This is a genomic window from Streptomyces sp. NPDC048288 (assembly GCF_043201555.1).
GTDB lineage: Bacteria > Actinomycetota > Actinomycetes > Streptomycetales > Streptomycetaceae > Streptomyces.
Genome location: NZ_JBICZD010000016.1, coordinates 126,200 through 152,371, shown reverse-complemented (window position 1 = coordinate 152,371; position 26,172 = coordinate 126,200). Strand labels below are relative to the sequence as shown.

Annotated in this window: 30 protein-coding genes and 2 pseudogenes; 14 read left to right on the top strand and 18 right to left on the bottom strand. The window is 70.6% G+C overall.

What is annotated here, in order from left to right:
* Positions 1-6: 6 nt before the first annotated feature.
* From ACGFZS_RS42580 to ACGFZS_RS42570, 3 genes are all read right to left on the bottom strand, one after another.
* A complete protein-coding gene (locus tag ACGFZS_RS42580) occupies positions 7-1,101 on the bottom strand; it encodes an RNA polymerase sigma factor SigF (RefSeq protein ID WP_393799654.1) in 1,095 nt (364 codons plus the stop codon).
* The gene (locus tag ACGFZS_RS42575; RefSeq protein WP_004925829.1) at positions 1,098-1,511 is read right to left on the bottom strand and encodes an anti-sigma regulatory factor; all 414 of its coding nucleotides are present in this window, start codon (positions 1,509-1,511) and stop codon (positions 1,098-1,100) included. Before ACGFZS_RS42575 ends, ACGFZS_RS42580 begins: the two co-directional genes overlap by 4 nt.
* A 277-nt stretch (positions 1,512-1,788) precedes the next feature.
* The gene (locus tag ACGFZS_RS42570; protein ID WP_365693290.1) at positions 1,789-2,049 is read right to left on the bottom strand and encodes a UBP-type zinc finger domain-containing protein; all 261 of its coding nucleotides are present in this window, start codon (positions 2,047-2,049) and stop codon (positions 1,789-1,791) included.
* A 61-nt stretch (positions 2,050-2,110) separates the two neighbouring features.
* Between ACGFZS_RS42570 and ACGFZS_RS42565 the strand changes: the two genes are divergently transcribed.
* Positions 2,111-3,706, top strand: a complete 1,596-nt coding sequence (locus tag ACGFZS_RS42565) for a Na+/H+ antiporter (protein ID WP_393799653.1) — start codon at positions 2,111-2,113, stop codon at positions 3,704-3,706.
* A 159-nt stretch (positions 3,707-3,865) separates the two neighbouring features.
* Here the strand turns inward: ACGFZS_RS42565 and ACGFZS_RS42560 are convergent, their stop codons facing one another.
* Together ACGFZS_RS42560 and ACGFZS_RS42555 are read right to left on the bottom strand one after the other, a co-directional pair.
* Positions 3,866-4,774 carry a 1-aminocyclopropane-1-carboxylate deaminase/D-cysteine desulfhydrase gene (locus tag ACGFZS_RS42560; RefSeq protein WP_393799652.1) on the bottom strand — a complete coding sequence of 303 codons (909 nt, stop codon included), beginning with the start codon at positions 4,772-4,774 and terminating at the stop codon, positions 3,866-3,868.
* Positions 4,775-4,797: 23 nt separating this feature from the next.
* Positions 4,798-5,388 (bottom strand): N-acetylmuramoyl-L-alanine amidase, encoded by a 591-nt coding sequence (locus ACGFZS_RS42555; protein ID WP_393799651.1) that lies wholly within the window; start codon positions 5,386-5,388, stop codon positions 4,798-4,800.
* A 277-nt stretch (positions 5,389-5,665) separates the two neighbouring features.
* On the opposite strand from ACGFZS_RS42555, the gene ACGFZS_RS42550 reads away from it, so the two are divergent.
* The 4 genes from ACGFZS_RS42550 to ACGFZS_RS42535 all read left to right on the top strand — a co-directional run bounded on the left by ACGFZS_RS42550 (position 5,666) and on the right by ACGFZS_RS42535 (position 9,127).
* The gene (locus tag ACGFZS_RS42550) at positions 5,666-7,072 is read left to right on the top strand and encodes a family 2B encapsulin nanocompartment shell protein (protein ID WP_393799650.1); all 1,407 of its coding nucleotides are present in this window, start codon (positions 5,666-5,668) and stop codon (positions 7,070-7,072) included.
* A 113-nt stretch (positions 7,073-7,185) separates the two neighbouring features.
* Entirely contained in the window at positions 7,186-8,313 is a 1,128-nt protein-coding gene (locus ACGFZS_RS42545) for a family 2 encapsulin nanocompartment cargo protein polyprenyl transferase (RefSeq protein WP_393799649.1), read from the top strand.
* Positions 8,314-8,488: 175 nt separating this feature from the next.
* The gene (locus tag ACGFZS_RS42540; RefSeq protein WP_393799648.1) at positions 8,489-8,719 is read left to right on the top strand and encodes a hypothetical protein; all 231 of its coding nucleotides are present in this window, start codon (positions 8,489-8,491) and stop codon (positions 8,717-8,719) included.
* Between the two features lie 75 nt (positions 8,720-8,794).
* Complete coding sequence (locus tag ACGFZS_RS42535; protein ID WP_393799647.1) at positions 8,795-9,127, top strand: DUF952 domain-containing protein; 333 nt, start codon at positions 8,795-8,797, stop codon at positions 9,125-9,127.
* Here ACGFZS_RS42535 and ACGFZS_RS42530 read toward each other — a convergent pair.
* The 6 genes from ACGFZS_RS42530 to ACGFZS_RS42505 all read right to left on the bottom strand — a co-directional run bounded on the left by ACGFZS_RS42530 (position 9,093) and on the right by ACGFZS_RS42505 (position 13,095).
* A complete protein-coding gene (locus ACGFZS_RS42530; RefSeq protein WP_393799646.1) occupies positions 9,093-9,860 on the bottom strand; it encodes a VOC family protein in 768 nt (255 codons plus the stop codon). The genes ACGFZS_RS42535 and ACGFZS_RS42530 overlap by 35 nt on opposite strands.
* A gap of 55 nt (positions 9,861-9,915) precedes the next feature.
* The gene (locus ACGFZS_RS42525) at positions 9,916-10,326 is read right to left on the bottom strand and encodes a VOC family protein (protein ID WP_355718569.1); all 411 of its coding nucleotides are present in this window, start codon (positions 10,324-10,326) and stop codon (positions 9,916-9,918) included.
* A 37-nt stretch (positions 10,327-10,363) separates the two neighbouring features.
* Positions 10,364-10,900, bottom strand: coding sequence for a Clp protease N-terminal domain-containing protein (locus tag ACGFZS_RS42520; RefSeq protein ID WP_393799645.1), 537 nt, complete (start codon positions 10,898-10,900; stop codon positions 10,364-10,366).
* Positions 10,881-12,203 (bottom strand): tetratricopeptide repeat protein, encoded by a 1,323-nt coding sequence (locus ACGFZS_RS42515; RefSeq protein ID WP_393799644.1) that lies wholly within the window; start codon positions 12,201-12,203, stop codon positions 10,881-10,883. Before ACGFZS_RS42515 ends, ACGFZS_RS42520 begins: the two co-directional genes overlap by 20 nt.
* A 1-nt stretch (position 12,204) precedes the next feature.
* Entirely contained in the window at positions 12,205-12,570 is a 366-nt protein-coding gene (locus tag ACGFZS_RS42510) for a hypothetical protein (RefSeq protein WP_393799643.1), read from the bottom strand.
* 126 nt (positions 12,571-12,696) lie between these two features.
* Positions 12,697-13,095 carry a helix-turn-helix transcriptional regulator gene (locus ACGFZS_RS42505; RefSeq protein WP_355718558.1) on the bottom strand — a complete coding sequence of 133 codons (399 nt, stop codon included), beginning with the start codon at positions 13,093-13,095 and terminating at the stop codon, positions 12,697-12,699.
* Positions 13,096-13,201: 106 nt separating this feature from the next.
* On the opposite strand from ACGFZS_RS42505, the gene ACGFZS_RS42500 reads away from it, so the two are divergent.
* The 4 genes from ACGFZS_RS42500 to ACGFZS_RS42485 all read left to right on the top strand — a co-directional run bounded on the left by ACGFZS_RS42500 (position 13,202) and on the right by ACGFZS_RS42485 (position 16,157).
* Positions 13,202-14,356: an anion permease gene (locus tag ACGFZS_RS42500; protein ID WP_393666445.1), complete on the top strand. Its 1,155-nt coding sequence runs from the start codon at positions 13,202-13,204 to the stop codon at positions 14,354-14,356.
* Positions 14,357-14,370: 14 nt separating this feature from the next.
* Entirely contained in the window at positions 14,371-14,601 is a 231-nt protein-coding gene (locus ACGFZS_RS42495) for a hypothetical protein (protein WP_393666443.1), read from the top strand.
* Positions 14,602-14,628: 27 nt separating this feature from the next.
* The gene (gene ppk2 / locus ACGFZS_RS42490) at positions 14,629-15,534 is read left to right on the top strand and encodes a polyphosphate kinase 2 (protein ID WP_393799642.1); all 906 of its coding nucleotides are present in this window, start codon (positions 14,629-14,631) and stop codon (positions 15,532-15,534) included.
* A 95-nt stretch (positions 15,535-15,629) separates the two neighbouring features.
* The gene (locus ACGFZS_RS42485) at positions 15,630-16,157 is read left to right on the top strand and encodes a GNAT family N-acetyltransferase (RefSeq protein WP_393799641.1); all 528 of its coding nucleotides are present in this window, start codon (positions 15,630-15,632) and stop codon (positions 16,155-16,157) included.
* A gap of 66 nt (positions 16,158-16,223) precedes the next feature.
* Here the strand turns inward: ACGFZS_RS42485 and ACGFZS_RS42480 are convergent, their stop codons facing one another.
* The 3 genes from ACGFZS_RS42480 to ACGFZS_RS42470 form a co-directional block, all read right to left on the bottom strand.
* Positions 16,224-18,281: a hypothetical protein gene (locus tag ACGFZS_RS42480; protein WP_393799640.1), complete on the bottom strand. Its 2,058-nt coding sequence runs from the start codon at positions 18,279-18,281 to the stop codon at positions 16,224-16,226.
* 212 nt (positions 18,282-18,493) lie between these two features.
* Positions 18,494-19,198 (bottom strand): ABC transporter ATP-binding protein, encoded by a 705-nt coding sequence (locus tag ACGFZS_RS42475; RefSeq protein ID WP_393799639.1) that lies wholly within the window; start codon positions 19,196-19,198, stop codon positions 18,494-18,496.
* 82 nt (positions 19,199-19,280) lie between these two features.
* On the bottom strand, positions 19,281-19,568 hold the full coding sequence (locus ACGFZS_RS42470; RefSeq protein WP_393799638.1) for a hypothetical protein: 288 nt from the start codon (positions 19,566-19,568) through the stop codon (positions 19,281-19,283).
* Positions 19,569-20,505: 937 nt separating this feature from the next.
* Between ACGFZS_RS42470 and ACGFZS_RS42465 the strand changes: the two genes are divergently transcribed.
* Complete coding sequence (locus ACGFZS_RS42465; RefSeq protein WP_393799637.1) at positions 20,506-20,874, top strand: hypothetical protein; 369 nt, start codon at positions 20,506-20,508, stop codon at positions 20,872-20,874.
* On the opposite strand, the pseudogene ACGFZS_RS42460 reads toward ACGFZS_RS42465, so the two are convergent.
* Positions 20,852-21,125, bottom strand: a pseudogene (locus ACGFZS_RS42460) (mobilization protein); the annotation flags it as partial. The gene ACGFZS_RS42465 and the pseudogene ACGFZS_RS42460 overlap by 23 nt on opposite strands.
* A 151-nt stretch (positions 21,126-21,276) precedes the next feature.
* On the opposite strand from ACGFZS_RS42460, the gene ACGFZS_RS42455 reads away from it, so the two are divergent.
* Positions 21,277-21,777, top strand: a complete 501-nt coding sequence (locus ACGFZS_RS42455; RefSeq protein WP_393799636.1) for a hypothetical protein — start codon at positions 21,277-21,279, stop codon at positions 21,775-21,777.
* A 7-nt stretch (positions 21,778-21,784) separates the two neighbouring features.
* Here ACGFZS_RS42455 and sodN read toward each other — a convergent pair whose 3' ends face one another.
* Entirely contained in the window at positions 21,785-22,180 is a 396-nt protein-coding gene (sodN, locus tag ACGFZS_RS42450) for a superoxide dismutase, Ni (RefSeq protein WP_355718546.1), read from the bottom strand.
* A 145-nt stretch (positions 22,181-22,325) separates the two neighbouring features.
* Between sodN and sodX the strand changes: the two genes are divergently transcribed.
* On the top strand, positions 22,326-22,760 hold the full coding sequence (gene sodX, locus ACGFZS_RS42445; protein WP_355718591.1) for a nickel-type superoxide dismutase maturation protease: 435 nt from the start codon (positions 22,326-22,328) through the stop codon (positions 22,758-22,760).
* Here sodX and ACGFZS_RS42440 read toward each other — a convergent pair.
* Complete coding sequence (locus ACGFZS_RS42440; protein ID WP_355718543.1) at positions 22,664-23,293, bottom strand: CGNR zinc finger domain-containing protein; 630 nt, start codon at positions 23,291-23,293, stop codon at positions 22,664-22,666. The genes sodX and ACGFZS_RS42440 overlap by 97 nt on opposite strands.
* 99 nt (positions 23,294-23,392) lie before the next feature.
* On the opposite strand from ACGFZS_RS42440, the pseudogene ACGFZS_RS42435 reads away from it, so the two are divergent.
* Together ACGFZS_RS42435 and ACGFZS_RS42430 are read left to right on the top strand one after the other, a co-directional pair.
* Positions 23,393-23,773: pseudogene (locus ACGFZS_RS42435) on the top strand (class I SAM-dependent methyltransferase); the annotation flags it as partial.
* A gap of 862 nt (positions 23,774-24,635) precedes the next feature.
* A complete protein-coding gene (locus tag ACGFZS_RS42430; RefSeq protein WP_365694909.1) occupies positions 24,636-24,902 on the top strand; it encodes a winged helix-turn-helix domain-containing protein in 267 nt (88 codons plus the stop codon).
* A 111-nt stretch (positions 24,903-25,013) separates the two neighbouring features.
* Here the strand turns inward: ACGFZS_RS42430 and ACGFZS_RS42425 are convergent, their stop codons facing one another.
* On the bottom strand, positions 25,014-26,159 hold the full coding sequence (locus tag ACGFZS_RS42425) for a methyltransferase domain-containing protein (protein ID WP_393799635.1): 1,146 nt from the start codon (positions 26,157-26,159) through the stop codon (positions 25,014-25,016).
* Positions 26,160-26,172: the final 13 nt, after the last annotated feature.

The window sequence follows — 26,172 nt, the reverse complement described above, 5'->3', positions numbered from 1 at the left end:
GCTGCTCTACTCCTCCACCAGCAGCTTCTCCCGCAGCTGGGCCAGTGTCCTCGCCAGCAGCCGTGAGACGTGCATCTGGGAGATGCCGACCTCCTGGGCGATCTGGGACTGGGTCATGTTGCCGAAGAAGCGGAGGAGAAGGATCCGCTTCTCTCGGGGCGGGAGGTCTTCGAGGAGGGGCTTGAGGGACTCGCGGTACTCGACGCCCTCCAGTGCCTCGTCCTCCGCGCCGAGGGTGTCGGCGACCGCCGGGGACTCGTCGTCGGTGTCGGGGACGTCCAGGGACAGCGTGGAGTAGGCGTTGGCCGACTCCAGGCCCTCCAGGACCTCCTCCTCCGAGATCGCGAGCTTCTCGGCCAGTTCGTGGACCGTGGGGGAGCGGCCGTGCTGCTGGGACAGCTCCGCCGTGGCGGTGGTGAGCGCGAGGCGCAGCTCCTGGAGGCGGCGCGGGACGCGGACCGCCCAGCCCTTGTCGCGGAAGTGGCGCTTGATCTCGCCGACCACGGTGGGGGTGGCGTAGGTGGAGAACTCCACGCCCCGGTCCGGGTCGAAACGGTCGACCGACTTGATCAGGCCGATCGTGGCGACCTGGGTGAGGTCGTCCAGCGGCTCGCCGCGGTTGCGGAACCGGCGCGCGAGGTGCTCCACGAGCGGCAGATGCATCCGGACCAGCCGGTTGCGCAGCTCCGCGTACTCGGCGCTGCCCTCCTTCAGTCCGCGCAGCTCGACGAACAAGGCGCGCGCCCCGCTGCGGTCCTGAGGCGTGTGCTGGGTCGCCTGTACTACCTCCGCGGCCAGCGCCTCGTTCTCGGCGTATCGCTCGTGCTCGCTCATCGTCCCGCCCGTCGCCCTTCCACGAGCCCTCGCCCCGGCTCGGTGCGGGGCCGTGGCCCCGTTCCGTCCTTCCGGGGGCGCGCTCTGCACGGCACCCTCAAGACCGACCGGCGCGGAGGGGTCCTCCGGGTGCGGCCTGGCCTGTTCCGGGATGCCGTCGATGCCGTCAGCCATGCGGCGGGAACCGGTCTCGGGGTCTTCGCCCCCGGCCGGCAGTTCCCGTGTGCCGCGTTCTTCGTCCCGCACCGGCCCGTCCCCGTTCCTCACGCCGGCCCGGGTCCCGCGCCGCGCTGTTTGTAGAGGCTGATCGACACGGTCTTGTCCTCGTCGACGGCCGACGAGACCTTGCCCGCCAGGGCCGAGAGCACGGTCCAGGCGAATGTGTCGCGCGAAGGGGCGTGGCCGTCCGTGGTCGGGGCGGAGACCGTGACCTCCAGCGAGTCGTCGACGAGGCGGAAGACACAGCTGAGCACCGAGCCGGGAACGGCCTGCTGGAGCAGGATCGCGCACGCCTCGTCCACAGCGATGCGCAGATCCTCGATCTCGTCCAGGGTGAAGTCCAAGCGGGCGGCGAGACCGGCCGTGGCCGTGCGCAGCACCGACAGGTAGGCACCCGCAGCCGGCAGCCGGACTTCCACGAAGTCCTGGGTCGCGGGCTCGCCTGCGATCTGGGACACCCTCACCTCCATGGTGGTACAAGCTTTTCGGGGCCGAGGGTCGCCCCCCGGGGTAACGCACTACGTGGTTCAGCGGTGACGCTACCGCGCTCCGAACTTTTCTGTCCCGGGACCCCAACCCCCTGGCGTCACTCACAGTAAACCTGTGGATACGCTCCGTGTCTAGAGGTCTGCCTTGGCCAATTGGGAAGAGCGCGCGCCGGGTTGACGTACCCCGGTGTCGAACCGTCGAACCGTCGGTCTTCGGCAGCTGTGATGCGGTAGCTGTGGTGCAGTGTCACACGAGGACGTGGTCGACGAAGCACCAGCGCCAGTCCTCGCCGGGCTCGAAGGTCCGCATTATCGGATGACCGGACGTCTCGTGGTGGCCCGTCGCATGTCTTCCCCGCGACGAGTCGCAGCAGCCGACGTGACCGCAGCTCAGGCAGAGCCGCAGCTGGACCGGGTGCCAGCCGCGTTCGAGACACTCCGGGCAGGTCTTGTTCAGCGGCTCGGGTTCCGGGTGCGGCAGCGCGCCGGCATGCGTGCACTGTTTCATGATTGCCAGATTACGACGGGTGTGCGGGTGGCCGCGCGAAAAAAGAGGGCGGGCGAGGACCATGGACGTGTTGCCACTGCTGTTGCTGGTGGCGGGGAGCGCCGCGATCGCGGCGGCGGCCCGGCGCACCCCGGTGCCCGCGCCCCTGCTCCTGGTGGCGGTCGGCCTGGCGGTGTCGTACATCCCCGGCGTGCCGGACTACACCCTCGACCCCGAGGTGGTCCTCCCGCTGCTGCTGCCCCCGCTCCTCTACACCTCGGCGTCCGACAGCTCCTACCTCGACCTGCGCGCCCAGATGAGACCGGTCGCGCTGCTCTCGGTCGGATACGTCCTGTTCGCCACCGTGGTGGTCGGCTGGGCCGTCTACCTGCTGGTACCGGGCATGCCGCTGACGGCCGCGCTGGTGCTGGGCGCGGTGGTGGCGCCGCCGGACGCGGTGGCGGCGACGGCGGTCGCGCGGCGGGTCGGACTGCCGTCGCGGATCACGACCATCCTCCAGGGCGAGTCGCTGCTCAACGACGCCACCGCGATCACCGCCTACAAGGTGGCCCTCGCGGCGGCCGTCGGCGAGGGCGCCACCTGGGCCGGCGGCATCGAGGAGTTCCTGCTCGCGGCGGTGGGCGGCGTGGCCGTCGGCCTGATCCTGATGGCGCCGCTGCACTGGCTGCGCACCCACCTGAAGGAACCGCTCCTGCAGAACACGCTCTCCCTGCTCATCCCGTTCGTCGCGTACGGCGTCGCCGAGCAGTTCCACGCCTCCGGCGTGCTCGCCGTCGTGGTCGTCGCCCTCTACCTCGGCCACCGCGCCTGGGAGGTCGACTTCGCCACCCGCCTCCAGGAGGAAGCGGTGTGGAAGATGGTCGCCTTCATCCTGGAGTCGGCGGTCTTCGCGCTGATCGGCCTGCAACTGCCGGTCGTCCTGCGGGGACTCGGGGCGTACGAGGGTGCCGAGGCCGCCTGGTACGCGGTGGCCGTCTTCCTGGTGGTGGTCGCGGCCCGCTTCGCCTGGGTCTACCCCGCGGCCTTCCTGCCCCGCACGGCCTCCGCGCGGATCCGCGAACGCGAGCCGAACCCCACCTGGAGGGGTGCGATGGTGACCTCGTGGGCGGGGATGCGCGGGGTGGTCTCGCTGGCCATCGCCTTCTCGATCCCGGTCACCGTGCACGGCGGCGGTGCCTTCCCGCACCGCAACCTGATCCTGTTCCTGACCTTCACCACGGTGATCGGCACGCTGGTGGTGCAGGGCCTGACCCTGCCCCCGCTGATCCGGCGGCTGCGCTTCCCCGGCCGCGATCCGCAGGCCGAGACCCTCGCCGAGGCCAACGCCCAGGCGCAGGCGTCCCGCGCGGCCGAGAACCGGCTCGACGAGCTCCTCTCCGACGAGCGCAACGAACTGCCCCCGCCGCTCGCCGATCGGCTCCGCGACGTCCTGGAGCGCCGCCGCAACGCCGTCTGGGAGCGCCTCGGCCAGACCAACCCCGTCACCGGCGAGTCCGTCGACGACACCTACCGCAGGCTCTCCCGCGACATGATCAGCGCCGAACGCGAGGTCTTCGTCCGCCTCCGCGACCACCGCTACATCGACGACGAGATGCTGCGGACCCTGCTGCGCCGGCTGGACCTGGAGGAGGCCGCCGCCTACCGGGAGGCCGGCTGAGCCACGGTGGGTCCGGTTGAGCCACGGTGGGTCCGGTTGAGCCACGGTGGGTCCGGTTGAGCCACGGCGGGTCCGGTTGAGCCCACGGCGGGTCCGGTTAGCCCGCGGCGGCGGCCGGTGAGCCCCCGGCGGGTCCGGTTAGCCCGCGGCGGCGGCCGGTCAGGCGGTGATCACCGCGGCCACCGCCGTCCCCCGCGCGAACGCCCCCTCCGTCGCCAGCTCGACAAGTCCGTACAGCAACTTGGCGACATACAGCCGCTCCACCACCAGACCGTGGCGCGCCTCGAAGTCCGCCGCGAAGGCGTGCAGTTCGGGCGTGGTGCGCCCGTACCCGCCGCAGTGGAAGCGCTCGTCGAGCGACCAGTCCCCGCGCCGTCCGCCGAACGCCTCCGCCTGCAGCCGCGCGATCTCGCCGCCCAGGAAACCGCCCTTGAGCACCGGCACCCCCAACACCCGCTGACCGGCCCCGAGACCGGCGGCCAGCCCCGCCAGCGTGCCCCCGGTCCCGCAGGCGACCGCCACCACGTCCGCCCGCCCCCGCAGCTCCTCCCCGAGGGCCCGGCAGCCGCGCACCGCGGCCGCGTTGCTGCCGCCCTCGGGCACCACGTACGCGTCCTCGGCCCCGGCGGCCCGCAGCAGACCGGCCAGCGTCTCCGGCTCCGCCTTCCGGCGATACGTCGACCTGTCGACGAAGTGCAGCCGCATGCCGTCGGCGGCGCACCGGGCGAGGGACGGGTTGAGCGGCCGGCCGGCCAGTTCGTCGCCCCGCACCACCCCGACCGTCGGGAGGCCGAGGAGCCGGCCGGCGGCGGCCGTGGCCCGCAGGTGGTTGGAGTACGCGCCGCCGAAGGTGAGGAGCGGCCGGCCGGCGGCCGCCTCGATGTTCGGGACCAGTTTGCGCCACTTGTTGCCGACCAGATCCGGGTGGATCAGGTCGTCCCGCTTGAGCAGCAGCCGGACGCCGTGCCGGGCGAAACGGTCGTCGGCCACCTCCTGGAGCGGGGAGGGGAGCCGGGGCTTGAGTATGTCGGCGCTGGTCACGCCGTCATTGTCGCCCGGAGCGGGCATCGCGGGTCACTTCGGGCGGCGGGTCACTTCAGGCGGTCCCGGACGCGCTCGCGCAGCCAGGCCATCGTGAAGCCGCGCGGGTCGACCTTCCCCGGCTGCCACTCCGAGTGGCCGATCACCGACCGCTCGGACCAGCCGTGCCGCCGGCACACCGCCGCGGCCGCCTTCTCGACCGCCTCCAGCTGGGCCTGGGGCCAGGGGTCCTCGCCGTCGCCCAGGTTCTCGCACTCGAAGCCGTAGAAGTGCCGGTTGCCGTCGGTGTTCGCCTCGTTGTCCGGGGGCAGGGCCTTCTCGGCGATCACGGCGCGCAGGACGTCGTCGTCGCCCGCGCCCGCGTGGTTGGCGCGGCCGTAGCCGACGAGGTGGACCGTGCCGTCCTTGGTGATGACGCCGTGGCAGAGCGGGCCGGGGAGTCCGGCGTAGCCGTCGCGGCAGAGCCGGACCGTGCGGTCGGCGCCGCTGGTCACCGTGTGGTGGATCATCACGCCGTGGACCGGGCCCCAGGGACCCTTGTGGTTCCGGTTGTGCTCCCGCCAGTCGCCGACCTCGACGACCCTGACGCCCGCGGCCCGCAGCGCGTCGAGGAAAGCGTTCGCGGACATGGGTGGGGCCATGACCGCCTCCTTCACTTTCGTGGTGGCTTGTGGCGGAACTTCTACAGAAGGCCGGAGGCGCTGACCACCCCGTTCGAACCGTGTGCGAGTCGATCCGGACAAGTCGGCATATCGCGGGGCGATGGATCGTGTGATCGATCGGCATGCCCAGTAGTCCGATGATCTATTCCCGCTCTTTCGGGTAATGGCACCGGCACGCTCCGTGATGAAAGGGTTGCCCGTGAGACCGATGCGTGGACAGTTCGGCGTCCGCGCAGGTATGGGAGGGCATTTCCTTATGTCGGTAGGCGAAGAGGTCCGCACGGATCAGGGCAAGCCGCAGCAGTCTCTGGACACGGCGGCAGCGCGGAACCTGGCCACCACGACCAAGTCCGCGCCACAGATGCAGGAGATCAGTTCCCGCTGGCTGCTGCGGACACTGCCCTGGACCGACGTCCAGGGTGGTACGTACCGGGTGAACCGACGGCTCACCTACACGGTCGGCGACGGCCGTATCACCTTCCTGAAGACCGGCGACCGCGTCGAGGTCATCCCCGCGGAGCTGGGCGAACTGCCCGTCCTGCGGTCCTACGAGGATCAGGAGGTCCTGGGCGAACTGGCCGCGCGGTGCCGGCAGCGCGACTTCGCCCCCGGCGAGATCATCGCCTCGTTCGGCAACCAGACGGACGAGGTCTACCTGCTCGCCCACGGCCGCGTGGAGAAGATCGGCACCGGCCCGTACGGCGACGACGCGGTCCTCGGCGTCCTCGCCGACGGCGCGCACTTCGGCGAGACGGGCCTGATCGACCCGGACGCCATCTGGGAGTACACCGCCCGCGCGGACACCGCCTGCACCGTCCTCACCCTGTCCCGGCAGGACTTCGAGCAGGTGGCCGAGCGCGCCGACTCGCTGCGCGAGCACCTCCAGCAACTGCGCGCGATCCCCGAGCAGCGCACCAACAAGTACGGCGAGAAGGAGGTCGACCTCGCGGCCGGCCACAGCGGCGAGCCCGACATCCCGCACACCTTCGTCGACTACGAGGCCCGGCCGCGCGAGTACGAGCTGAGCATCGCCCAGACCGTGCTGCGCATCCACACCCGCGTCGCCGACCTCTACAACCAGCCCATGAACCAGACCGAGCAGCAGCTGCGGCTCACCGTCGAGGCGTTGAAGGAGCGCCAGGAGCACGAACTCGTCAACAACCCGGAGTTCGGCCTGCTCAGCAACTGCCAGTACGACCAGCGGCTGCAGCCGCACGACGGCGTGCCCAGCCCGGACGACATGGACGAGCTGCTCAGCCGTCGGCGCGGCACCAAGCTCTTCCTCGCCCACCCGCGCGCGATCGCCGCCTTCGGCCGCGAGCTCAACAAGCGCGGACTGGTCCCGGAGAGCGTGGAGATCGGCGGCAACCGCATCCCGACCTGGCGCGGGGTCCCGATCTACCCGTGCAACAAGATCCCGGTCACCGAGGCCCGGACCACCTCGATCATCGCCATGCGTACCGGCGAGGCCGACCAGGGCGTCATCGGGCTGCGGCAGTCGGGGATCCCCGACGAGATCGAGCCGAGCCTCTCGGTCCGCTTCATGGGCATCAACGAGCAGGCGATCATCAGTTACCTGGTCACGGCCTACTACTCGGCGGCCGTGCTGGTCCCGGACGCGCTCGGCGTGCTGGAGAACGTCGAGATCGGCCGCTGGAGGTGACGTTTCCGCACTTGGCGGCCGTGTTCCCGCCCTTCGGGGCGGGTACACCCTCGGGGTACGTGCCGAGCCGGGGCGGGGACGCCGCGGTACGCGCACTCCGCGAGGGGGAGGCCATGGCCGAGTTCGTGACGCAGCGGCAGCACAGTCCGACGGAGGTGACGCCGCGGGACTCGGCGTCGACCGGGACACCTGACTGGGCCGAGCCGCTCGACGGAGCCGAGGCGACGGCCCTGCTGGACCGCGCCCGGGCCTTCGTCGACCCCGAACTGCGCGCGGCCGTCGATTCGTTGCCCGGCTCGATGCGGCGGATCGCCCGCTACCACCTCGGCTGGGAGGACGCGGACGGCACCCCGGCCGCGGGCAACGCGGGCAAGGCCATCCGCCCGGCGCTGGTCCTCGCCGCCGCCGACGCGCTCGGCGGAGCGGGGGCCCGCGCGGTCGCCGTACGGGCCGCGGCCGCCGTGGAACTGGTGCACAACTTCACCCTGCTCCACGACGACGTCATGGACCGGGACACCTCCCGCAGGCACCGGCCCACCGCCTGGACCGTCTTCGGCGACGCCGACGCGATCCTCGCCGGGGACGCCCTCCAGGCGCTGGCCCTCAGGCTGCTCGCCGAGGACCCGCACCCGGCGTCCGGCGCGGCCGCCGCCCGGCTCGCCGACTGCGTCCTCGAACTCTGCGCCGGGCAGCACGCGGACACCGCCATGGAGCACCGGGCGCCCGAGGAGGTCACCCTCGACGAGGTGCTCGCCATGGCCGAGGCCAAGACCGGCGCGCTGCTCGGCTGCGCCTGCGCCCTGGGCGCGCTGTACGCCGGGGCGGGAGCGGCGGACGTGGCCGCGCTCGACGGCTTCGGCCGGCAGGCCGGGCTCGCCTTCCAGCTGATCGACGACGTCATCGGGATATGGGGCGACCCACGGCGCACCGGCAAGCCGGCCGGCGCGGACCTGGCCGCCCGCAAGAAGTCCCTGCCGGTCGTCGCCGCCCTCACCTCCGGCACCCCGGCCGCCGGCGAACTCGCCGCGCTGTACGGCGAGCCGCACGTCCGGGCCGACGCCGACGAGATCGCGCGTACGGCACGGGCCGTGGAGCGGGCGGGCGGCCGGGACTGGGCGCAGTCCGAGGCGGCCGACCGGATGGCCCGGGCGGTGCAGGAACTCGCCCGTGCCGTGCCCGCCCCCGAGTCGGCGGGCGGCCTGCTGGCGCTCGCCGAGTTCGTGACCCGGCGCAGCCGGTGAAGACCCCGGAGTCCCCGGGACCGCGCGGCTCCTGACCCCGCGCGGATCCCCGGGGGCTCCGGCCCGACGGGTCCCGCACATCCCCACGGTGTGCGGGGCCCGCCGACTCACGCGGGTCCCGGCGCATCCCGGCCGGCGGCGGGCGCCGCGCCCGGCTCCGGCCTACGCTGGGGACATGACCAGCCAGGACCAGGCCTGTCCGGTCTGCGGACAGCCCGTCGAGAGCGTGGTGCACCGGCACAAGACGCTGGGCGCCTGGGTTCCGGTGTGGGGACCCGGCCCCTGCCGCAACCCCGCCTGCGCCGAGTACTCCGGACCACCGGTCGCCCAGGAACAGCCGCCCCCGCGGTCCGCTCCGGCGCCGGGGGAGCCGCCTCCACCGGAATCCGCCGTCAAAGAGCCCTGAGCGCGGCCCGGGGTTCCCGGGACGGCACCGGCGCCCCTGGCGGGAGCCGCCCGGCCGACGCCGTAGCGTGAGCGCATGACCGGACTGCCGAACATCCTGCACATCACCGAGCGCTCCCTGTGGGAGGAGGCCCGCGCACGAGGCGTCTACGAATGGTCCACCCGGGGCCGCACCGTCTCGGAGGAGGGCTTCATCCACTGCTCCACCCCCGATCAACTCCCGCGCGTGGCAGCCTTCTTGTACGGCTCCTACGAGGACCCGGACGAGCTGGTGGTGCTGGTCGTGGACCCGGCCCGGGTCGGCGTGCCGGTGAAGTGGGAGGCGGTGAAGCCGGGCGGCGAGGAGTTCCCGCACGTGTACGGGCCGATCCCGGTCACGGCCGTGGTGGAGGTGCGTCCGTGGCCGTGACGGCAGGCAGGCCGCCCGTCTCCGGGTCCCGGCCGGTCAGGCAGTAGACGCCGCCCGCCGGGTCGCGCATCACCGCCCAGCGTCGGCCGTCGGCCAGGTGCACGGCGCCGAGTTCCTCGTGCCGGGCCCGGGTCGCCGCGATGTCCGCGCAGGCCAGGTCGAGATGGGCGGCGGCGGGCTGTTCACCGTCCAGCCGCTGGAGCAGGATCCGCACCGGCAGCCCGGCCGGCGGCCTGAGCACCCGGAACTCCGGCAGCGCACCGGCCAGCAGCTCCCAGCCGGTGAGTTCGGCCCAGAACGCGGTCTCCGGCTCGTAGGCGGACGGCGGGATGTCGAGGCTGAGCTGGTCGAGGCGGCTGCCCGCCACCACCGGCGGCCGGACCGACTCCCCGTGCCAGGGCACCGCGCAGAACGACTGCCCGCCGGGCGACCGCAGCACGGCCCACCCGTCGTGCTCGGCGACCGTCTCGGCGCCCAGCTCCCGGGCCCGCTTCAGCAGCCCCGGCACATCCTCGACGCAGAGATCCAGATGGGCTCCGCCGGGGCCCGCGTCGACCCCCTGGACCTTGACGCAGGCGTCCACACCGCTGGCCGGCAGCAGCGTCACGAACTCGTCGTGCTCACCGCGGGGCGCGGAGAGGAAGGTGCCGGTGACGGCCGTCCAGAAGGCCTGGGCGGCGGCCAGGTGCGCGAGGGGGCGGTCGGCGAAGGCGTACGTCCAGCGGATGCTCATGGACGGGATCGTAAAGGGGTCACTCGCCGGTCACCGGCGTTCAGCGGGCGGCCGCCTACCGGCGTTCCATGAATCGCAGCAGGTTCCCGGCCGGGTCCCGGAACGCGCAGTCCCGTACGCCCCAGTGCTGGTCCGTCGGCTCCTGGAGCACCTCGCCGCCGTACTCCCGCACCCGCTCGTACAGCGCGTCGCAGTCGGTGGTGGAGAAGATCACCCCGCGCAGCATGCCCTTGGCCAGCAGCTCGGCCATGGCCTGCCGGTCGGCGGGGGAGGCGTCCGGATTGGCGCCGGGCGGCTCCAGCACGATCTCCACGCCCGGCTGCAGCGGCGACCCGACGGTCACCCAGCGCATCCCCTCGAACTCCACGTCGTTGTGGACCTCCAGGCCGAGGACATCACGGTAGAAGGCCAGCGCCTTGTCGTGGTCGTCGACGGCGATGAAGCACTGCGCGAGTTTTACGTCCATGGGGTCAGGCTAGGGCGATCCCGGCCGGGGTGCTCGGTCAGCTCATGGCCCAGACGAAGGGGTCGTGGTCCGGGGGCGGGACGGGCCGGGCGACGGGGATTTCGGGGCCGGGCGGCGGGCCGGCGGCCGGGGCCCCGGTGAGGGAGTCCAGGAGCGTGCGGGCGAGCGGGCCGACGAGGGACCGGCGGGGCGGCGCGGGGTCGGTCCGGTGCGCCGAGAGGACGTCCGCGACCACCGTGTTCGCGCCGGCCAGCAGGGCGAGCAGGAGGTGGAACGGCTGCACGAGCCGATGGCCGAGCCGGTCGGCCTCCACGGCGGCCACCTCGAACACGGCGCTCGTCTCGCCGGTCAGCGGCAGGAAGTCGCCCGGCTCGGCCGTGCCCTTGCCGAGAGCGGCGACCAGCTCCGCGCGCACCGCCCCGAAAGGCGCGTCCGGCAGCCCTTCGAGCTGGTCCTCGCGGAGGAGGGCCAGCAGGACATGGCCCGGCTCGACGTACCAGTGCCGGAGCGCACGCGCCTCCTCGTGCGCCCGGTCCACCACGAGGTGCGCGCGCTCACTGAACCTCTCGTACATCGCTCACCCCCGCCAGATCCTCCCGGGCCCTGCGGGTGTGCGGATGCTCCGCCCCCAGCACCCGCTCCCGTACCGCCGCCACCTCCCGCAGCAGCGCCCGTGCCTCCGCCCGGCCGCCGGTGAACGTCAGGTTCCGGGCGAGCAGATGCCGGGTCCGCAGGGTGTGCGGATGGTCCGTGCCCAGCACCCGCCCCCGGTCCGCCAGCAGCACCCGGAACATCCCCACCGCCTCCTCCCGGTGCCCCGCCTCGCCGAGGTTGACGGCGAGGAACTGGCGGGTGCGCAGGGTGTCCTCGTGGTCCGGGCCGAGCAGCCGCAGCTGGTCGGCGAGGAGCGGGCGCAGCAGGCCGGCCGCCGCCGCGGGGCTGCCGGCGCCGCCCAGGCTGTGCGCGTGGGCCTGGCGGCCGCGCAGGGTGTCCGCGTGCTCGGCGCCCAGGATCCGGGTCTGTTCGTCGACGATCCCGCGGAGCCGCTCGGCCGCCCCCGCCCAGTCCCCGGCCTTGCCCAGCTCGACGGCGGCGGCCTGGCGGTCGCGGAGTGCGGGGCCCGCGGTGCCGGCGAACGCGCGGTTGATCCCGAGGGCGATGGAACCGGCGGTGCCCACGCCCCGGTTGAGCGGGGCGGGCAGGCCCTCGGCGGCCATGACCGCCCGCAGCCCGCGGTAGAGGTCGTCGACGGTGAGCAACTCGGGTCCGCCGGCCATCCCTTCGCGCAGCAGCCGGATCAACCGGCCGGAGAACGCGGTGTGTTCCTCGCCGGGCAGGGCGAGGGCGACCTGGTCGCGCTGGGCGGAGGTCAGGACGTAGGTGCCGGCCACCTCCAGCTGATCGATCCGCCCGGCCCCCGTACCCGTACCGAGCGAGTCGCCGACCGCGCGGCCGGAGAAGCAGCAGTCGAGGATCACCACCTTGGTCTCGGCGGGGGAGTCGAGGACGGCGTCGCGGAGTTTGTCGTACTCCAGGGAGTTGAACTCGGGCGCCTCCCAGCGGCTGTCGGGCAGCGCGAGGTACAGGCCGTGGCGGCGGCCGGCGACCAGGCCGTGACCGGCGTAGAAGACCAGCAGGAGGTCCTCGGCCCCGGCGACGGCGGAGCGCAGCCGGTCGCCGACCGTGCGCAGGTCGCCGTCGTCGAGCAGGACCGTGCAGTGGCCGTCCGGGACGAGCCCGTGGGCCGGCTCGGTGAGCAGCCCGGCGAGGTCGGTGACGGTCTTCTCGACGGCCGGCAGGTCCGGCAGTTGCGGGTCGGTGTAGCGGCTCGCGCCGATCAGGACGACCCGGGAGCGGCGGGGGTCGGGAAGGCGCACGTCACTCCCGTACGTCCGGCTGGTCCAGGGCCTGCCGCAGCAGCTGCTCCACGTCCTCGCGGCTGACCCGGCGGGCGTCGATCTCGACGGTGGGGCCGTTCTCCCGTCCGACGGTCAGCTTCACGTCGCTGCGGCGCGGCTGGGTGATCCAGGCGCGCAGGCAGGAGGCGAGGACCGTGAGCGGGCCGCCCGCGCCCAGCAGCACGGACACGGTGTCCAGCGGGACGCCCAGCCGGCCCTCGGCCGGGGCGCCCCCGACCGGCCGGACCCGGCCGGCGAGCGTCGGCTCGCCTCGGAGCCAGTCGGTCAGGGACTCGGCGTCCGCGACCGGGGCGGTGCTCAGGACAGAGATGAATGCGGTGGTCACGGCTCCCCCGAATGCTTCCGACGACCCTGTGCGCGAACCTTGCCGGGCAACGATGTTGACGGTGACGGCCAGTGTACGGCGGGGGAGCGTTGAGTGACCTGCGCGGGGAGGGGGCGCAGTGCGCGGTCAGTACGGGCGGCGGCGCGGGCGGGTGAAGGTGCGGGCCACGCAGGACGGGATCACCGTGCTCTCCTCGTGGTCCCGGGCCCGGTACGCGCTCGGTGTCTCCCCGACCAGCTCGGTGAACCGTGAGCTGAAGGAACCCAGCGAGGTACATCCGACGGCCATGCAGACCTCGGTCACCGTGAGGTCGCCGCGCCGCAGCAGCGCCTTGGCCCGTTCGACCCGCCGGGTCATGAGATAGCTGTACGGGGTCTCCCCGAAGGCCTTGCGGAAGCTGCGCTGGAAGTGACCGGGGGACATGAGGGCGGTGCGCGCCAGCTCGGTCATGTCGAGCGCCTCGGCGTACTCCCGGTCCATGCGGTCGCGCGCGCGGCGCAGCCGCCTCAGGTCCTCCAGGGTCATAACCCCAGCATGACATGCACATCCCGTACCTGGACCGGGCTTGTTCTTGAACCTTCGTTCGCTTCCGGTTCTCGCGTAATTGGCTCAGGCTTGTTTGCATAGAAGAATGGACCACATCACGTTCCTCGTGGCGGTCGTGATCGTCACAGCGCTAGCGTTCGACTTCACCAATGGGTTTCACGACACGGCGAACGCGATGGCAACGTCCATCGCGACAGGCGCGCTCAAACCGAAGACAGCCGTACTGATCAGTGGCGTACTGAACCTGGTCGGGGCCTTCCTCTCCACGGAGGTCGCCAAGACGATCTCCGGCGGCATTGTGAACGACGCCAAGGTGACTCCGGCGATGATCTTCGCGGGGCTCGTGGGGGCGATCCTCTGGAATCTGGTGACCTGGCTGGTCGGGTTGCCCTCCAGTTCCTCGCACGCCCTGTTCGGCGGGCTGATCGGCGCGGTGTGGGTCGGGGCGGGCTCCGGCGCGATCAACTTCGACAAGGTTGTCGAGAAGATCATCATCCCGGCGTTCGCGTCTCCGGTGGTGGCGGGGGTCGCCGCGCTGATCGCGACGTACTGCGCCTACAAGCTCACCCACCGAGGCCGCGAGGAGTCCGTGACCAAGGGCTTCCGGCTCGGGCAGATCGGCTCCGCCTCGCTGGTCTCGCTCGCGCACGGCACCAACGACGCCCAGAAGACGATGGGCATCATCACCCTGACCCTGATCTCCGTCGGCGCGCTCCCGGGCGACGCCGGCCCGCCGATCTGGGTGATCTTCAGCGCGGGTCTCGCCATCGCTCTCGGCACCTACATCGGCGGCTGGCGGATCATCCGCACCATGGGCAAGGGCCTGACGGAGATCCAGTCCCCGCAGGGCTTCGCGGCGGAGACCGCCTCCACGGCCGTCATCCTGACCTCCGCGCACATGGGCTTCGCGCTGTCCACCACGCAGGTCGCCTCCGGTTCCATCCTCGGCGCGGGCGTCGGCCGGCGACTCGCGGAGGTCCGCTGGGGCGTGGCCGGCCGCATGGTGGCCGCCTGGGTGATCACCCTGCCCTGTGCCGCGCTGGTCGGCGGCCTCTCGGCGGCCGCGGTCAAGCACGGCGGCAACTTCGGCACGGTCGTGGTCGCGCTGGTCGGCGCCGCGCTCGCGGCGGGCATCGTGCTGCTCTCCCGGCGCAACCCGATCGACGCGAAGAATGTCAACGACGGGCACGAGGTCGCCGTCCGCACCACGCCCCCGTCCAACGTCGGCACCGCCGCCTGAGCCAGGGAGTCCCCATGAGCATCGACTGGACCTCGCTCGGCGAGGTCACCGCGGTGAGCATCGGAGTTACATTCGCAGTGGTGGTCGTCTTCGCCTTCGGCGTCCTCGGGTTCGCCCGTTACGAGGACGCCAAGGAGCGGGGCGGTACCAGCACGGTCGGCATCGCCCAGGCGGGTCTGTGCTTCCTCGCCTGCGCGGCCGTGGTGGCGTACGGCATCTACCTGATCGTGCCGCAGTTCCACTGACCCCACCTAAGCGCTGAGGAGGACTGGATGACGACGCCGGACCTGCTGTCCGAGCTGGCCGACCTGAAGGTCGACTACAGCGACCCGGACGACCCCGTACTCATCCGCCCGGACGGGTCCCCGATCGACACCTGGCGGGAGAACTACCCGTACGCGTCCCGCATGGAGCGCAAGGAGTACGAGTGGCACAAGCGGCTGCAGCAGATCGAACTGCTGAAGCTGCAGACCTGGATCAAGGAGACGGGACGCCGGATCGTCATCGTCTTCGAGGGCCGGGACGCGGCCGGCAAGGGCGGCACGATCAAGCGCTTCACGGAGCACCTGAACCCCCGTGGCGCGCGTGTGGTGGCGCTGGAGAAGCCGACCGAGCGCGAGAGCGGCCAGTGGTACTTCCAGCGCTATGTCGAGTACCTCCCGACCGCCGGCGAGATCGTGATGTTCGACCGGTCCTGGTACAACCGGGCGGGCGTCGAGCGGGTCATGAACTTCTGCTCGGACGACCAGTACCGGCGTTTCATGCGCCAGGCCCCGCTGTTCGAGCGGATGCTCGTGGACGACGGCGTCGACCTGGTGAAGTTCTGGTTCTCCGTCTCGCAGGGCGAGCAGCGGACCCGCTTCACGATCCGGCAGGTCGACCCGGTACGGCAGTGGAAGCTCAGCCCGATGGACCTGGCCTCGCTGGACCTCTGGGACGACTACACGGCCGCGAAGGTCGCCATGTTCCGTGAGACGGACACGGAGTACGCGCCCTGGACCGTGGTCAAGAGCAACGACAAGAAGCGGGCCCGCGTCGAGGCCATGCGCAGCGTACTCGCCCGCTTCGACTACGCCGACAAGGACGAAGAGGTCGTCGGCAGCCCGGACCCGCGGATCGTGGGCGCGGCGGCGGGCCTCCTGGAGGCCGGCGAGGACGACCACGACGGCGGGCACTAGCACCGCCACCGCAGCGGCCGGCCGGATCCCGGCCGGCCGCTTTGCATGTGGAACCGCATGGACACGGCTCAGCCCGGTGTCCCAGGATCTTCCGTATGATCCGCGACGCCACCGAGCACGACATCCCCGAGATCCGCGCGATGATCCGCGAACTCGCCGCGTACGAGCGGGCCGTGGAGCAGGCCCGGGCCACCGCTGAGCAGCTCCGCGAGGCGCTGTTCGGCGCCCGCCCCGCCGCCTACGCCCTGATCGCCGAGGACGACACCACGGGCGAGGTCGTGGGCTACGCCCTGTGGTTCCCGCGCTTCTCGACCTGGACCGGCACCCGGGGCATGCACCTGGAGGACCTCTACGTACGGCCCCACGCCCGCGGCGGCGGCCACGGCAGGTCCCTGCTCGCCTCCCTCGCCGCGCTCTGCCTGCGCAGCGGCTACGAGCGCTTCGAGTGGTGGGTCCTGGACTGGAACGAGCCGGCGGTCGACTTCTACCGGTCCCTCGGCGCGGACTTCCTGGACGAGTGGCGGATCTGCCGCCTGACCGACGACCCGCTCCGGCACCTGGCACAACAGGAAAAAACCGCACCCGGACCACGGGGAGACCGGGGTCCGGGTGCGGCTGGGTAAGACCGTCACAACTCAAAAGGCCACGGTTCAGGCCTCTTCTCTTCGCAGCAGTGTCGAGATCAGGAGTCAGTCACCTTGTGCCCGCCAGGCGACCGCGTGGCGGGCGGCGACGGCGCCACAGGCAAGGGCGACCACCGCACCGGCCAGAGTCACCGCGACCAGACCCACGAGAAGAAGCGGCAGCGACATCCAGCCTCCCTTCCCGAGGTTGATCAGCAAGCCGCCGAGCAGGGCTGCCACAACAGCTCCCACCGCCCCGACGACGCCCAACGGGATCGCCAGGTTCCAGGTGGCGATGCCGGTGTAGAACCGACGGTCGGTACGGAACGCGGACAGCGGGCCCAGGGCTCTCGCCTGTTCCAGGAAGATTCCCGCGGCTCCCAACGCGCCTGCAGCGGCGAGGGCCGCAAGCCCGATCAGAGCGATGTCGAGCAGCCAGCGCGTCTGTGCGGCCTGGGCGGCTGATCCGAGGTACCACGATTGACCGGGCAACGCGGTCATGGGGCCGATCAGGTGCTGATAGGCGGCCTGCTTGATCCGGCTGAGCCCTGCATCGCCGGCAGAGTTCAGGACCAGGAAACCGTAGAGAGCCTTGTCCCCGCGTGACGGGGCCTGGCAGGCGCAGACCGACGCGATGGGGGCGCTGACCAGGTCACCGTCCTGCAGCACGTTCGCGCCCATCGGGGTGAGCTGGGTGAAGACATCCTTTGCGGACTTCGGTGTGGAGGGGCACGAGGTCATCTGCCCCAGGGCGCGGAGGCTCTCGCACGCGCCGGTGAGCCGCAATTTCGGTTCCTCGGCCGAGGTACCCGGCTCCGGCGAGTATCGGAGGATCTTCTCAGGGCCCACGGCGGTGGTGAAACCGGCGGCGGTCGCTGGTATGTCGCGAGAACGGACCTGGACGAGTGCGGCCCCGGACGCTTGGTAGCGGTCTCTGGCCTCGGCTGCCGGCCCGGTGAACTGCGTTGTCAGGACTTGGCCGATGGTGACGAGTCCGAGACCGACCACGAGGGCGGCACTGAGACGGGCCAGGGTCGCCGGGCGCGCCGCGAGCCATCGACCGGCGACGATGCGTACGGGATCGCCCTTGGCGCCGCCTCGTTCGGCCAGTCGGCGGCCGAGCACACGTGCGAGGTGTGAAGCCGAGTACGGAAGCGCGATCAGCGCGACGACGGAACCGGCGACGAAGCCGAACCGGCCCTCCACCTGGCGGTGTTCGGACCCCCAGGCGGCGACGGCCAGCCCGAGAAGGAAGAGGGCGTGGGGCCAGCGAGGGGTCCGGTTACGTTGCCGGGTCGGCCTGGTGCCGGTCCTGCGGGGCCTGCGGATCGCTGCCAGGACAGTGAGCAGGACCAGGCAGACGAAGACTTCCAGGCCGAGGACGGGCAGGCTGGGCAGGGCCGCCCGCAAGTCGTGTGACCACACCTGGTAGCCGGTGAACGGCAGTGTGGGAGAGGTCAGCGACAGCGCGGAGACAACGGCGCACGCTGCGACCACTCCGGTCGCGATCGCCTTCCAGGACTCTCCAGCCAGGACAAGGGCGCGAACTCGTGTGGGCGCTCCCAGGGCGTCGAGGAGTGCGAGGCGGCGGTCACGGGTATCGGCTCGGCTGCGCACCGCCACAAGGATCAGGGCCGCGCAGGGCAGGGCCGCCATGAGCAGTATGAGCAGGTCCAGCTCGGCGATTCCCCGATCGAACTGATGGCTGCTCACGAAGAACATCTGCTGGTTCGGGTTGCCGAAGCCGCGTACATAGGAGTTCGGCTCGAACACCTGCCTGAAAAACCCTGTTTGCGCGGGGTTGACATAGGCCACGAGTTCGGCGGCATCGGCAAGCCCGTCCTGGCCGATGGTCCCGGCGAACGATCCGTACCGGCGCTCCGTTCCGGGAGCCGCCGTGACGAGCGATGGCGACAGGAACGCCTCGCCGCGCTTGGGCCAGCGATCCAGTCCCGGAGGGGGTGGGGTGCCAGGGCGCATCTCGCGCACGAAGATCACGGATATGCTGCGGTCGCCGACCGTGTCCGGCCGCTCCCACCATCGGGCCACCGCGGAATCGGTGTCGCCCTGGGCCACTGGGACGGGGTTGCGGGCCGTCATCCGCGCGTTGCGGTCGTCGTGCACGGTGTGGGCCGCAGCCGAGACCCACAGGGTCAGCAGCGCGAGGAACGCCGCGCAGGCCAGCGATGCCCGGTGCAGTCCGCCGCCGCTCCCCTTAGCGGCACGATGACCAACGGCCAGCGCGACTCGGAGGCGTCCCCCTCGTCCTCGGGCCGTACGTAGGCGGGATTGGGCCGGAGGCGACACAGTGACGGGTGTCGTGTCGGTGGGCAGGGTCATCGCTGATTCACCGCACCGTTGCTCTCGTGGACGGGGTGCAGCCTTCCTTCACGCACGGCGAGAACACGGTCCGCCCGAGCGGCGACATCCGGATTATGGGTGACGACGACGAGCGCACAGCCGTGCGCCGCGGGAAGAGCGAACAACAGGTCGGCGACGTTGTCGGAGGTCTCGCCATCGAGTGCTCCGGTCGGCTCGTCCGCGAGTATGACGCGTGGCTTCCCGATCAGGGCCCTGGCCACCGCGACCCGCTGGCGCTCCCCGCCCGAGAGCGATCCGCAGTCGGTACCGATGACGGAAGCGACCCCGAGGTCATTCAGGAGCGACTCCGCGCGGGCGTACGTCTCCGATGCGGGAGCGCCGGCCATGAGGGCGGGAAGGGCGACGTTCTCCAGCGGGCTCAGCTCCGGGAGCAGCTCGCCGAACTGGTAGACCATTCCGATGGTGCTCAGGCGGACCGCGGCCCTGCGCCCCGGTGGCAGGGCGGTGACGTCCTGGCCGTCGATGGTGACGGTGCCTCGGTCCGGAGGCGTGAGCCCCGCGAGACAGCTGAGCAATGTGCTCTTACCGCATCCGCTTGGACCTGTTATAGCCACGCTTTCACCGCGGTCGACATGCAGTGTCAGCGAGTTCAGGATCACTCGACCGGCGATCGTGTAGTACAAATCCCGGGCGTGAACGCCGGTAGGTGTGGGGGGCATGACGCAACTCCGGTTCCTGGGGTCACAAACCGTGCACGGCGGTGGTGCGGGGCCTTGCACCCCGCACCACCGCCGTCAGTTTCTAGTAGCGGTACTCAAAGCTGGACCATGCGTCCGGAGCGAAGTCGCGGATCTGGTGGGCCTGGTGGCGGTAGACAAGGTTGCTGCTGTCACCACTCGCGTTGCAGTGGCCGACCCCGCTGTGCTCCGAAACGGTTCCGTGGCTTCCGCTGTCGCGGTAGTAGTTGCTCTCGACGTAGTTGCCGTCCTTGTCGCCGTCGCAGATCTTGGCGGCCTTCCAGCTGTTGATGGCGTAGGAGCAGCTGTTGTAGGCGCACACCTTCGCTTCCGCGGTCGGAATTCCGACCACGAAGGTGGAAACGGCAAAGAGACCCACTACTATGCCTGCACGCTTTCGCGTGAAGACTCCTTTGCTGAGGTGGACTGCGATAGTGAGGGTGGGCGCGGCGGTGCAACGTCGCGCCCACTGTTCTCGCTGGGACAGTCACTACGCCGGACTCGACGACCGCTCCTCGTGCCTTGGCCGCACATGGGCGCAGCGACTGGCCCGAGGCCGCATCAAGCGTCTCGGGACGCATCACTATCGATCATGAGTCAACAAGCTGCAACCACAATGACTGTAAACTTCTCGGAACCCGATGCTCCATATTCGCGGTGAGTAAAGGCGATGTGGAAAACATGGGTTCTTTGCAGTGATATGTGCGCCTGGTGATGTCCCGTGGTTCCTACCGGCCGTAATGAAGTAACGACTCTGCAACTGTCCAACGTTCAAAGGGAGTTGCTGTCTCGGCAGGGCAGTTCCGCTTCCTACTGCGCTGGCGGGCGTTCATCTGTTACTGACGGGTGGGAACTGCGGATGTCGGTGAACTGCTGTTCGCGGGCCGCGGTCGGGTTGACGGTGGCAGGTCCCTGTGGGGCAGGACGTCCTCGGCATGGTGGAGGGCGTTGCCCAGGACGGCGTTCGGTGGGACGAGGTGGGTCGTCACGGGATGTCCCCAGGGCTGGGTTGGGGTTCATTCGGTTCGGGTGTGACCGAAGAGGAGGCGCGGCCGACGTACGGCGGCGGAGCGGTGTCGGGGTCGAGCTGTGACGGTGCTCGCCTTCGTCCTCGACTCCTCGCCGGAGCGCATGTCGGCCAGTATCGTGCGCCGGCTCGTCGCTCTGGGCCGGGAGCTGAGCGGGCCGCAGTACGGTGGAGCCGCGCAGGCGGCACACCTGCGTGAACGACTCCGCCACACGGCCGTCCTCGCGGCCTCACCCGCTGCCCCTCCCACGGAGTCGCGGACGTGACCGAACCGTCCGCCGCACACGCCGCCGCCGTCACCGACCGGAGCCGCCTCGCCGGCAGCGCCCACAGCGGTGACCGGGATCTCGCCGCTCGCCAGTCGCTCTACCAGTGGCAGACGCCCTTCCCGGGTGAGGAGTTCGGGCGGGTGGAGACGACGGAACTGCCTGGCATCATCACGGTCGACGATCCTGGGCCGGCCGTCGCGCACATGGCTTCCAACCGAGCCTGGGCGGACCAGCACGACGTGTCCTTCGAGGCCACGATCGGGCGGGCCCGCACCATCCTCGTTGATCACATCGCCCAGCACGGACCTTCGAGATCACGTGCCTCGGCGGCGTCCTCGTCTGCCGCCGACTGTGCTCCGTAAGCCGATCGTGCACCGTCGTGGGCGTTGGCTGTTGCGTGGGCGCGACGGGTGTGGCGATACGGGTGCTTCGCTTGCGCGCGGCCTGCGCTCTCCTGCCGGGCTGGGCGGTAATGCGCCAGTTGAGGACTTCGGCAGGGCGGTCGGCGAGGACGCGGTCGGCGTGGTCTGGGAGGGCTGCGCGCAGATCCTGCTCGAAGCGGCTGATGGGGGTGGCGCGTGGGGCGCGTCGGGGGGAGATCCGCCAGGACTGGCTGAGGGCGGGCAGTTCGCCGGTGAGGCGGGCGCTCGTATCACCGACAGAGCACTGCGGGTTGACCTGATACCCGCGCTCGACTCCTCAAGCTCTCCGAGCAACTGGGCCCCGGCAGCGTACGCAACGTCCACGACGTCCTGGTCCGCGTCATGCCGGCGGCCGTCGAGGACAAGGCCATCGTCGTGACCCCATGCAAGCGGATCACGCTCCCGTCCATGCCCGATGAAGAGTTCACTCCGCTCACCGTCGCGCAGGTCGAGGCGATGCTCGGAGCGATGCCGCCGTATGTCCGAACGGTGATCGTCGTCCTTGCCGGATCAGGCTCGCGCATAGGCGAGTTGCTCGGCCTCACGCTCTCGGGCGTCGACTTCAGGAGCGGCACGATCCGCGTCGAGCGCCGGCGTCGCCAGTCCGGCCCGATCGGTCCGCCGAGGACCGGCAGGTCTCGCCGCACGGCCCTCAAGCATGGTGACCCACGACCCACGTCACTTCTACGCCTCAGCCGTCATCACGCTGCGGAGGTACGCCCCCTGTGGCCGGGCGAAGAAGACCGCACCCGGACCGTCATGGACGCCGTGCTCGGCGGCCTGCGGACCGGGTGCGGACCGGAAAACCCAGCGACCAAGGAAATCGCAGGTCAAACGGCATGATCGAAGATCAGGCCTTCTTGGTCTCCCAGAAGATCTTGTCGATCTCGGCGATGAGCTCCAGGGCCTTCTCGCCGGTCTTCGGGTCCGTGGACGCCTTGGCGGCGGACAGGGCCTTCAGGGTGTCGTTCACCAGGACGTGCAGCTGGGGGTACTTCTCGAAGTGCGGGGGCTTGAAGTAGTCGCTCCACAGCACCGAGACGTGGTGCTTGGCGAGCTCGGCGCGCTGCTCCTTGATGACAACGGCGCGGGCCTGGAAGTGCGGGTCGTCGTTGGCGGCCATCTTCTCCTGCACGGCCTTCACCGACTCCGCCTCGATGCGGGCCTGGGCCGGGTCGTACACGCCGCAGGGCAGGTCGCAGTGGGCGCTGACCTTGACCTTGGGGGCAAACAGGCGGGAAAGCATGGAGCATTCCTTCCTCGTGATCGTCTTCTCAGGTGGGACATTACTCCCTGGGAAGCGTGATTTCGCGAGTGCCCCCATGGGCTTAGGACAAAAGTCCAGGGTCAGACTGAGACTGGTGGAGGAACGGACCGGGGAGGTGCCGGGGATGCCGGAGCTGTCGCAGGAGACCGAGCGGGGGAGGGGCGCCGCGCCCTTCGGACTGGCCGAGGTGACCGGCCCGTCCATGGTGCCCACGCTGTACCAGGGGGATCAGCTCCTGGTGCGGTACGGGGCCCGGGTGCGGGCCGGGGACGTCGTCGTCCTGCGCCACCCTTTCCAGCAGGACCTGCTGGTCGTCAAACGGGCCGTGGAGCCGCGTGAGGGCGGCTGGTGGGTGCTGGGGGACAACGCGTACGCGGGCGGGGACAGCACGGACTACGGGACCGTGCCGCAGGAGCTGATCCTGGGCCGGGCCCTGGTGCGGTGGCGGCCGCTGGCGGCCGGTCAGCGCTCGCCGCTGGCGCTGGTGCGCTGGGCGGTCTCCGCGCTGCGGCCGGTGCTCTCCGGCCGTTCCGCCTCCAGGCGCTTGCGGGCCCGGTAGGCGGCCACGTTGGCGCGGGTCGCGCAGCGGTCCGAGCAGTAGCGCCGGGAGCGGTTGGTGGAGGTGTCGAGGTAGGCGTTGCGGCACGGCGGTGCCTCGCACAGGCCGAGCCGGTCGACGCCGTACTCGGTGAGATGGAAGGCGAGGCCCATCGCCGCGATCGCCGCGTAGCCGGCCGTGGCGTTGGAGGGGTGGTCGGCCAGGTGCATGTGCCACAGCGGGCGGCCGTCGTCGTCCCGGAAGTCGTGGCCCGAGATCTGCGGGCTGACCGGGAAATCCAGCAGGAGTGAGTTCAGCAGGTCGACCGCGAGGGCCTCCTCGCCCTTGTCGGCGGCCTCGAAGACCGAGCGCAGCCGGGCCCGCACCGAGCGGAAGCGGGTCAGGTCCGCGTCGGTGGCGCGCCGGGCGGCCTGCTGGTTGCCGCCGAAGAGGTCGCGGACGGCCTCGACCGAGGTCAGGGAGTCCTTGCCCCGGGCCGGTTCCTCGCTGTTGACGAGACGGACGGCATAATCCGAGTAATAGGCCAGTTCCACTTGTAGTCCTTACGAGGGCGCTCTATGGTCGGTCGTGCGGTCGGGTAACAGCCGGTCGTGCTTCCAGGGTATTACGGGACATGCGGGTGGAGAGGTGTCATGACGGACGCTACGACGACCACTGCCGGTGCCGACTGGGGTGCCTGGCAGGAGAGCTGGGACCGGCAGCAGGAGTGGTACATGCCGGACCGCGAGGAACGGTTCCGGATCATGCTCGACATGGTGGAGGCGCTCGCAGGCACCGCCCCGCGCGTCCTCGACCTGGCCTGCGGCACCGGCAGCATCACCGCCCGGCTGCTCGCCCGCCTCCCGGACGCGGTGAGCGTCGGCGTCGACCTCGACCCGGCCCTGCTCGCCATCGCCGAGGGCACCTTCGCGGGCGACGACCGGGCCACGTTCGTCACCGCCGACCTCAAGGACCCCCAGTGGACCACGAGGCTGCCGTACGACTCGTACGACGCCGTCCTGACCGGGAGCGCCTTCTAAACACACTGTATCGCCCTTGATCCCTGGAGTCTGGCAGACGGCGGATTTCGCATGCACCACAGGCAGAAGCGGCCCCACCCGGCAAGTGCCGGACGGGGCCGCCTTGGTGTCGGCTGGGGTGGGGGGGTGTTGACGCCTCCTGGGCGTGCTACCTCAGGTCGTCAGGGATGGGACCGGGTGTGGATTCGGTGACGTGGTCTGGGCAGGCGTAGAGGGTCATGCCTGCGCCGGAGGGGCGCTGGATGTACCCCACGGCGACCGGTGCGTACGTCCACCGCCTGCATCGGTAGCACGCTGCACCAGATGGCGCCGGGACGGGCTGGGCGGCGCGCAGTGCCTCTATGTACCGTTCGGCGGTCACGCGGCCTTCTCCCGGGCTATGACGCTGCCCAGCTCCATGGTGGGGAAGTCGTAGTCGACTCCGAGGCTTGCGAATGCCGCAGCATACGAGCGCTCACGCTGAAGGGGTGGCAACGCTTGCATCTGATCGTCCCGGAAGACCGCTTGGGCCTCTTGGGAGGACAGACCACGCCATGGCGTCTTCCACGCGGAGACGGGGGCGGGTTCTCCTTCGGCAGCCTGTGCAGTGAGGTACTCCACGCTGTGGCGTCCGTGGCGCTGGGGGGCTAACGCTGCGAGCACCCAGGAAAGGGCACGGGCGATACGATCGCGCATAGTCGGTCAGCTCCTATTAGCTGTCTCGGCTAGCCCCGAGCGGACCGGGCCTAATCGGTCTCTCGGGGCGCTTCTGTTGTTCGGGGATCACGCTAAGCCAACACGTCTAACTCGTCTACCTGTCTAACTCGTCTGCCCGTCTAAGTCGCTTGGGGATGACCTGTTGTCTACGCTCTGCCGCATGCCCGAGCATCCCGAGAGTCCGCACGCCCCACGCGCTCCCTACATGGAGGTGCTGGATGCTCTCTTGCAAGAGATCAAAGGGAAGGCGCCGGGTGAGCCGATTCCGTCTGAGGCGGAGTTGTGCGAACGCCACGGCGTGGCACGGGAGACTGCCCGGCGGGCGGTGCGCATCCTGCGGGAGCGGGGGCTGATCGAGACCCGTTGGGGGAAAGGCTCGTTCGTAGCCGGCGGTCACCTGGGCCAGAACGAGAACCAGCGTGACTAGGGGAGCCCCGCCCGCGCACTGGGGGGAGCGCACGGGCGGGGCGCTGCGATGGTGGGGCATCGCCGGTAAGCGCACTGAACGGGCGGGGTAGGAACGTCCAGCGCACTCGGGTTACTGCACGCCCATGGATGCGTTCCACTGCCCTCGGGACAGATGGCATGCTCCGTCGGGCGTGATCCGTACTTGGGCGCCGAGCAACGGCAACGCTCCTTCCGCATTGAGCCGGTTGCGGATGCGTTCCAGCACTTCCCAGAGCTTTCGGGGGCCGCTCTGGTGGACTTCCGGCGGGTTGATCCACTCGGCGGATGCCCTCGCCCACGAACCGTCCGGGTGGACCAGGACCGTTGTGCGCTCGCGTCCGCTGGCCGCGTAGCCGACTTCCACCCCCGGCGCCATGACCTCCAGCATGGAACGGATTTCCCACGCATTGGCTACGTCCAGCACTGGGTAACGGCCGGTGGTCCTGGACTCCCCCTCCGCCTCTTGGGCGAGAGCGAACAACTCGACCAGAGGGGCCGGGTAGTTGTCGCCGGAACGGGTGAGCATGAAACCCGCCATATCCCGTTCGATCACGCCCACTACGTCTCCGCTGGCATGCTTCCAGCCGGTGACGATCAGGGACGTACGCGCGAGAGTGGTTGCGATCCGTCCGCCGGTGGCAAGGGCATCGAGTATCGGCCGGAGACCTGGTCCGGGGGCGAGTGCGACGGTGGACACGATGCGGTCATAGCTGCCGGGTACGTGCTCGGTCGCATCCGCGGCCACCATCTTCGGGTGGTAGCCCATGGACGCGAGCCGTTCCCCCGCCGCGCTCACCAGATACGGGTCTACGTCCACGCTCGTCACGTGCGCGTCCCCGAGTCTGTGACAGGCGTACGCGGTGAGTCCGCCGGCTCCTGTGCCTAGATCCAGAATGGGCAGTCCGGCCCCTAGTCGCCCGTGCCGGAGCATTCGCACGATCAGGCTGGGCAGCGTCGCTGACGATGTCGGCACCCCTTCGGGGTGATCCCCGGATTCGGCGTGGTCGGCGTGCAGTGTGCCCACTCGGGTGACCAGTGACCGGTCTGCGTAGGCAGCCTCTGCCCATGCCTCCGGGTCGCTAGGGCCGTCGCGCAACACCCACTGCTCCGAACCGTCCAGCTCCCACCACTTGGGGATCAGTTCATGACGTGGCACTCGCGCTACGGGGGCCAGCCATCTTGAGTCCGGATCGGTGACCCGGTTGGCAAGGGTGCTTGCCTTGCTCTCCCAATTCATGCCGCTGAGCCTT